This window comes from Dysgonomonas sp. 521 (assembly GCF_010501055.1).
Classification (GTDB): domain Bacteria; phylum Bacteroidota; class Bacteroidia; order Bacteroidales; family Dysgonomonadaceae; genus Dysgonomonas.
This window is the reverse complement of record NZ_QVMO01000139.1, coordinates 1-6476: the sequence shown is the minus strand read 5'-3', so window position 1 is coordinate 6476 and position 6476 is coordinate 1. Positions and strand designations below refer to the sequence as shown.

Sequence of the window (6476 nt, the reverse complement as noted above, 5' to 3'; positions counted from 1 at the left end):
ACTGCGTAACGCAGGAAGTGTATTGCTGACAAGTTGCTCCCCAGCAGAGCCTGTTTCCTCTTCAACTTCCTGATACAAATGTAGTTGTTTTTATGAAAAAAAATAAAAACGAAAAATAATACTCCGAATATTTGGATTACAACATAGAAGTAACTGTTTAAATTTTAGCGAAAATTTTTATTACAGGTTCTGGTCAATAGTTCTTAGCAATTTTTTTAGGCTCTTTTTAGCATCTTTTTGGCTCCGCCGATTTTCAATTCCCTTTTTACTCTTGGTTTAGCCCGCTAATTAGCTCCGCTGACCGTTGGTTCGGCTAGCAAAAAGGATAAAATCCATCTAAAAATAGCTATAAAAAAGATTTGCTATAAAATTTAAAAAGACTCTTAAAATCGTATACTGCGCACCGCATTATAATAAATATGTATATATTTGCACTACAAACATATTACAAATGAAAAAACTTATAACACATCTTACTATTCTGTTTGCAATCTGTACGCTGAATGTATCTTGTGATGGAGGCGACGACAAAAGGCCTGCCATACAAGGAGAATGGAAAATGTATGAGCAAAAAATAACCACTTCAGAGACAGATTCCGATTTGGATGACATGCTCAATCGCTTTATTCAACAAAACCTGAAAGAAAACGAAACAACAAGGACTTTTACCGAATTGAGCGTAAAAACAATTATCAGAAAGAAAGGCATTTCGGGAACCGACGGGCTTTTAAGTGAGTCTACCGACCCGTATAGCACAAAGGGAGATTCGCTTTATATAGAAAATACGCTACAGGGAGGAATCACAGTTGCCAAATTTCTGATAACAGATAATACGCTCACTACTTACCGCAATCTTTCTACCGCAGATATAAAAGTCGTAGCTGAAGGCTTAGGTATCGACCCAAACACTATACCCAGTGGTATAAGCGGGGAGTTAAAAATAAAAGAAGCCAGATAATCTTTTCGGTAAAGATTTGAATTTTTCGCAACGATTTATTATCTTTGCCACCCGATTGCCAATAGGCTAATAAGAAGCCGCATGTAAAACGGTTCGCCTCAGGCACATAACCTGTAAATTATAAAACAGATGTACGTAATCGTAGACATTCAGGGACAGCAGATGAAGGTTGAAAAAGACCAAAAGTTGTTTGTTCACAGAATCAACGCAGAAAACGGCTCAAAAGTTGAGTTCGACAAAGTATTATTAGTTGACAATGCTGGTACTGTTACAGTAGGAACTCCTACGGTAGAAGGCGCGAAAGTCGTAGTAGAGATAGTATCTCAGGCTAAAGGCGACAAAGTTCTTGTTTTCCACAAGAAAAGAAGAAAAGGATACCGCAAATTGAACGGTCACCGTCAACAGTTTTCAGAAGTTATCGTTAAAGAAATTATTGCTTAATCAGTTAAAGACAGAAGAAAATGGCACACAAGAAAGGTGTAGGTAGTTCGAAAAACGGCCGTGAATCGGAAAGTAAACGATTGGGCGTTAAAGTATTTGGTGGAGAAGTTGTAAAAGCAGGAAACATCATAGTTCGTCAGAGAGGAACAACTCATCATCCGGGAGAAAATGTTGGTATCGGTAAAGACCATACCCTGTTTGCCCTTGTGGATGGTACAGTCGTATTCCGCAAAAAAAGAAATGACAGATCATTTGTTTCTGTTCTTCCTGTAGCGGAAGCTTAAGAAACACAGCTTATAAGAATAAGGAAAGCAGTCTGAATAATCAGGCTGCTTTTTTATTTAACACAAATCCAAGCCCTTGTCATTATTAGAGTTTATATTCAATAAGATTATATATGATTTATTCTCTGTTATTTAATTGCCTCCTGCTTTAGCTGGAGGATAATAGTCTAATCAGATAATGGCTTTAGCCAAAATGTTTTGACTAAAGTCGTTTTCTATCTGTATTATTATCCACGACTTGAAAGTCGTGGCAACTAAAACTCCTAAAAATATGCTCCTTACTCTTTTATTGAATATAAACTCTATTATAAAAAAGAGAATTTTGACCTATATGCCTTATTATTCTTTTTTAGTAGATCCGGATACTTACAGACGAGATGTCAGTGGGGATTTTTTATTACTTTTACGCAAAAATGCTGACAAAGCAAAAAGCATAAGTTTTTCCAGCTTGTCAACTTGTATCTAGTCTACCCGTCAACCAGATTATTTATATGACAGACTTATTCAATATCCGCAGGGACTTTACATTGAAAACACTCGATGAGAAAGACGTATTGCCCAACCCGATAACAATGTTCGAACAATGGTTTAACGAAGCCGTCAAAGCCGAAGCACTGGAACCCAACGCGATGAATCTGGCAACCGTAAGCGCCGAAGGGAAGCCATCGTCACGCATTGTACTCCTCAAACAAATCAAGCCGGAGGGCTTCGTTTTCTTTACAAACTATGACAGCCGGAAGGCACAGCAAATAGCCGCGAATAAATATTGTGCGCTGGACTTTGTATGGCACGAACTGGAAAGGCAGGTCAGGATAGAAGGCGTTGCGGAAAAGATTCCCGAAACCGACTCCGACTCCTATTTCGAAGTGCGCCCTGCCAAAAGCAAACTGGGCGCATGGGCTTCGCCACAAAGCCATATCATCCCCGGCAGGGCTTATCTGGAGGAACTGATGTCGGATTTTGAAACAAGATTCGCGGGAAAAGAAATCTCCCGTCCCGAAAACTGGGGCGGATATATTGTAAAACCCTATCTGATAGAATTCTGGCAAGGGCGCAGCAACAGATTGCACGACAGAATACAATATACCCTCTGTGGCAACTCGTGGAAAATAGAGCGTTTAGCTCCCTAATAAGGAACCAAAATATTACAATATCATATATTTACGGCTGGGATAGAAATAAATATCCATTCGTACGATGAAAAGAATTTGATTATTATTTTCTATTTTTGTGCTGATATTATAAATCATATCTTTAAAAGTGAAAAGATATTATAATATTTGTCCATATCAATTATAATTTTTAGTATTGCATTTGTTAATACCATGAGAGAGTACCGGTCAGAGAGAGCAATACTGCTGTTTTTACAAAAACTATAATCTGTAGACTCCATCTTTTGAACAAGGATACCAAACAAAACAAAAAGAATATAACACACTTTAATTTGCTATAATTATGGAAACAACGGTAAAACTTTATTCCTTAACTTACAAAGAGGTTAAAACCTATCTGTTTGCACTGCTATTCATTGTCGGTAATATAGCCCTTCCTCAACTTTGCCACTTAGTACCGGGCGGAGGTTTGACATGGTTGCCTATTTACTTCTTTACGCTGATAGCTGCATACAAATATGGTTTGCGCGTAGGTCTGCTAACCGCAATATTGTCCCCGCTTCTCAATAGCGTGCTATTCGGGATGCCTTCGCCAGCAATATTACCGGCAATACTGATCAAGTCGACCTTACTAGCCGGTGCTGCCGCATATGCTGCTCATCGTCTACAGAAAATCTCTTTCCTGGGAATAGTGGCTGCCGTATTAGCTTATCAGGTAGTAGGCACGCTTATCGAATGGGCTGTTGTAAGGGATTTCTTCGTTGCAGTACAAAACTTCCGTATAGGTGTACCGGGAATGCTGGTCCAGATATTCGGAGGATATGCTTTATTAAAAGCTATTGCTAAAATTTAAGATCAACAATGCCAGATAATAAATCATTTGCGGAGGTGCTCGAACGCTTCCGCAATATCAGTTTTCATGAAGATTTCGATATGATTGTCGCTATAGCTAACGGCGGCATAGTACCTGCGGCCATACTCAATCAACGGCTAAATATTGAAATACAACTACTGAAAATAAACTTGCGTGACGCCAATCAGAAGCCGAAGTATGATAGTCCGCAACTGATAGCACCTATCGATTTTGACTTCAAAGGCAAGGTTATCCTGCTGGTAGAAGACAGGGTAAAAACAGGCGCGTCCCTTTCTCTGGCTACAAAACTGCTGGAAGAGGCAAAACTGATAAAGACATTTGCAGTAAATGGAAAAGCGGACTATTGCCTGTATAATGAAGACTGCTTTAAATTTCCATGGCTATTTTGAAACAAAATGAGAAAAAATATCTGTGTAATTGTATCAGTGATACTATCTGTCCAGCTAAGCTACGCGAAAGATAATTATCCTGATGCAGTGGTTCGGGATTCTATCCGGCTGGGCGACGTTATCGTTACAGGAAGCCGTCCTGCTGTCAATATCAACAATCTGCCCATGAGTGTGACCATAGTGGGTAGCAAACAGATAGAAAACCGTTTCGAACAATCCTTATTGCCCATTATTACCGAAGAAGTGCCGGGGCTGTTCGTCACTTCACGCGGCGTTATGGGATACGGAGTAGCTGCAGGAGCCGCGGGAGGAATGACAATACGCGGTATAGGAGGAAGCCCCACAACACAGATGTTAATGCTCATAGACGGGCATCCGCAATATATGGGACTCATGGGACACCCTTTAGCCGATTCGTACCAATCGCTAATGGCAGAACGCGTAGAAGTCGTGCGCGGGCCTGCTTCCGTATTGTACGGGTCGAACGCGATGGGAGGCGTTATCAACATTATTACAAAAAAACAGCTTCAGGATGGTGTAAGAACTAATTTTAGGACTATGTATGGTTCATACAACACACTTACCGCCGAGGCCAACAATGCTATCCGTTCCGGAAAGTTTAACAGTTATATTTCGCTGAGTTACAACCGTTCGGACGGCCATCGTGAAAATATGGACTTCGAACAATACAGCGGATACGCGAAAGCAGGATATGATATTACCGCCAACTGGAAGATATTTGCAGACTTGGATCTGACCAAATTTAAAGCATCAAATCCGGGAACGGTCAGCGCCCCTGCCATCGACAATGACGCGGACATAACCAGAGGAGTAACTTCATTCTCACTCGAAAACAATTATGACAACACATCAGGCGCCCTAAAATTGTATTATAACTTCGGCGCTCATAAGATCAATGACGGTTATTCAGCCGGAGCCGACCCGAAGGATTACCGTTTCAGGTCGAACGACAGGATGGCAGGCATTACCTTATACCAGAATTACAGCTTCTTCGCAGGAAACCAGACAACCGCCGGAATAGATTATCAGCACTATGGAGGGCGTGCTTGGAACAGGTATCTCGACAACAGGGAAGATGCCGATATAGCAAAGGAAAGCGTAAATGAAGTAGCCGGATATATCAATTTTCAACAAACGCTGGCTTCCAGAGTTGTGTTGAATGCCGGAATAAGAGTAGACCACAACGCGAATACCGGAACAGAATGGGTTCCACAGGCGGGGATAAGCTATATAGCAACCGAAAACACAATCGTTAAAGGAATTGTAAGTAAGGGCTTTCGCAACCCTACAATACGCGAAATGTACATGTTCCCGCCCCAAAATCCTGACTTAAAGGCCGAGCGGCTTATGAACTACGAAATATCGGCATCGCAGAAGTTGCTGAACAGGGCGTTAAACCTCGACCTGAGTTTATTTTATATAGATGGCAGCAACAGCATCCAAACGGTAATGGCTGACAACAAACCGCTGAATGTAAACACCGGGAAGATAAAGAATTACGGATTGGAATTTGCCTCACAATACAAGGTAAACCCGTTTGTCAGCCTGTCGGCCAACTACAGTTACCTGCACATGAAATACAAGGTTCTGGCATCGCCCGAACATAAACTTTATGCCGGAGTAAATTACTCCCATGACAAATGGATAGCCGCTACAGGAGTACAGTTTATACACGGGCTATATACGGTTTTAGAAAATAAGAATACCAGCGCCGAAGCACAGAAAGAGACCTTCACGTTGTGGAACGTAAGGGCAGCTTACAGGCCTGTAGCCTTACTCGAAATATTCGTCAAAGGAGAAAACCTTCTGGCTCAGAAATATGAGATTAACGCAGGTTATCCGATGCCACGGGCTACTGTGTTTGGCGGTATTGGCTTAAGGTTTTGAAGGACTATAAATAGTTATAGGAAACGAAAAAGATTATCTTATAATATACAACACACCTACGGCAAGCGAGCCGTAAGGCAGAAAAAAGTAACAGAAGAAAAAGAGAAGAAAGGTGTCACTTTTGTCACTTTTTTAAACAAATATTTAATAATGCCAATCAGGATTTGAGAAATGGCTTGAAAAGCCAAATCTTCATAACTGCGGGTCATCGACCTGCGGAAAAAGGATGTGCAACACCAGCTGTCTGAAAGACAGGACATACTGTGTGTCCTGCCGCTTCGGGCAGGGGGAGTGTAATTGCCCCTTGCTCCGTAAGCTACGCTGCGCTTGCATACGGTTATGAAGATTCTGCCTTTCAGGCAGGAGTAGAGCTGCTTTTAACCCCTGATTCGCATTAATAACAATTCATAATTCATCACTAGTGTCCGGTTTAGAAAATATTGACATCGTTAAAACCCTTATGGATAAAGGGGAGTGAGCACGTTCTTTGATTTTTCGATTTGAATTTTC

At 41.2% G+C, this 6476-nt stretch carries 7 protein-coding genes; all 7 read left to right on the top strand.

The window, feature by feature from the left end; all coding sequences use genetic code 11:
- The first annotated feature begins 451 nt into the window (after nucleotides 1–451).
- Complete coding sequence (locus D0T84_RS20850) at nucleotides 452–958, top strand: hypothetical protein (protein ID WP_163309820.1); 507 nt, start codon at nucleotides 452–454, stop codon at nucleotides 956–958.
- 129 nt (nucleotides 959–1087) lie between these two features.
- Nucleotides 1088–1399: a 50S ribosomal protein L21 gene (gene rplU, locus D0T84_RS20845; protein WP_163309818.1), complete on the top strand. Its 312-nt coding sequence runs from the start codon at nucleotides 1088–1090 to the stop codon at nucleotides 1397–1399.
- 20 nt (nucleotides 1400–1419) lie between these two features.
- Nucleotides 1420–1683 (top strand): 50S ribosomal protein L27, encoded by a 264-nt coding sequence (gene rpmA / locus D0T84_RS20840; protein ID WP_163309816.1) that lies wholly within the window; start codon nucleotides 1420–1422, stop codon nucleotides 1681–1683.
- Between the two features lie 491 nt (nucleotides 1684–2174).
- Entirely contained in the window at nucleotides 2175–2813 is a 639-nt protein-coding gene (gene pdxH, locus D0T84_RS20835) for a pyridoxamine 5'-phosphate oxidase (protein ID WP_163309814.1), read from the top strand.
- 325 nt (nucleotides 2814–3138) lie between these two features.
- A complete protein-coding gene (locus D0T84_RS20830; RefSeq protein WP_163309812.1) occupies nucleotides 3139–3648 on the top strand; it encodes an ECF transporter S component in 510 nt (169 codons plus the stop codon).
- 8 nt (nucleotides 3649–3656) lie between these two features.
- Entirely contained in the window at nucleotides 3657–4058 is a 402-nt protein-coding gene (locus D0T84_RS20825) for a phosphoribosyltransferase (RefSeq protein ID WP_163309810.1), read from the top strand.
- A gap of 6 nt (nucleotides 4059–4064) precedes the next feature.
- On the top strand, nucleotides 4065–5966 hold the full coding sequence (locus D0T84_RS20820; protein ID WP_163309808.1) for a TonB-dependent siderophore receptor: 1902 nt from the start codon (nucleotides 4065–4067) through the stop codon (nucleotides 5964–5966).
- Nucleotides 5967–6476: the final 510 nt, after the last annotated feature.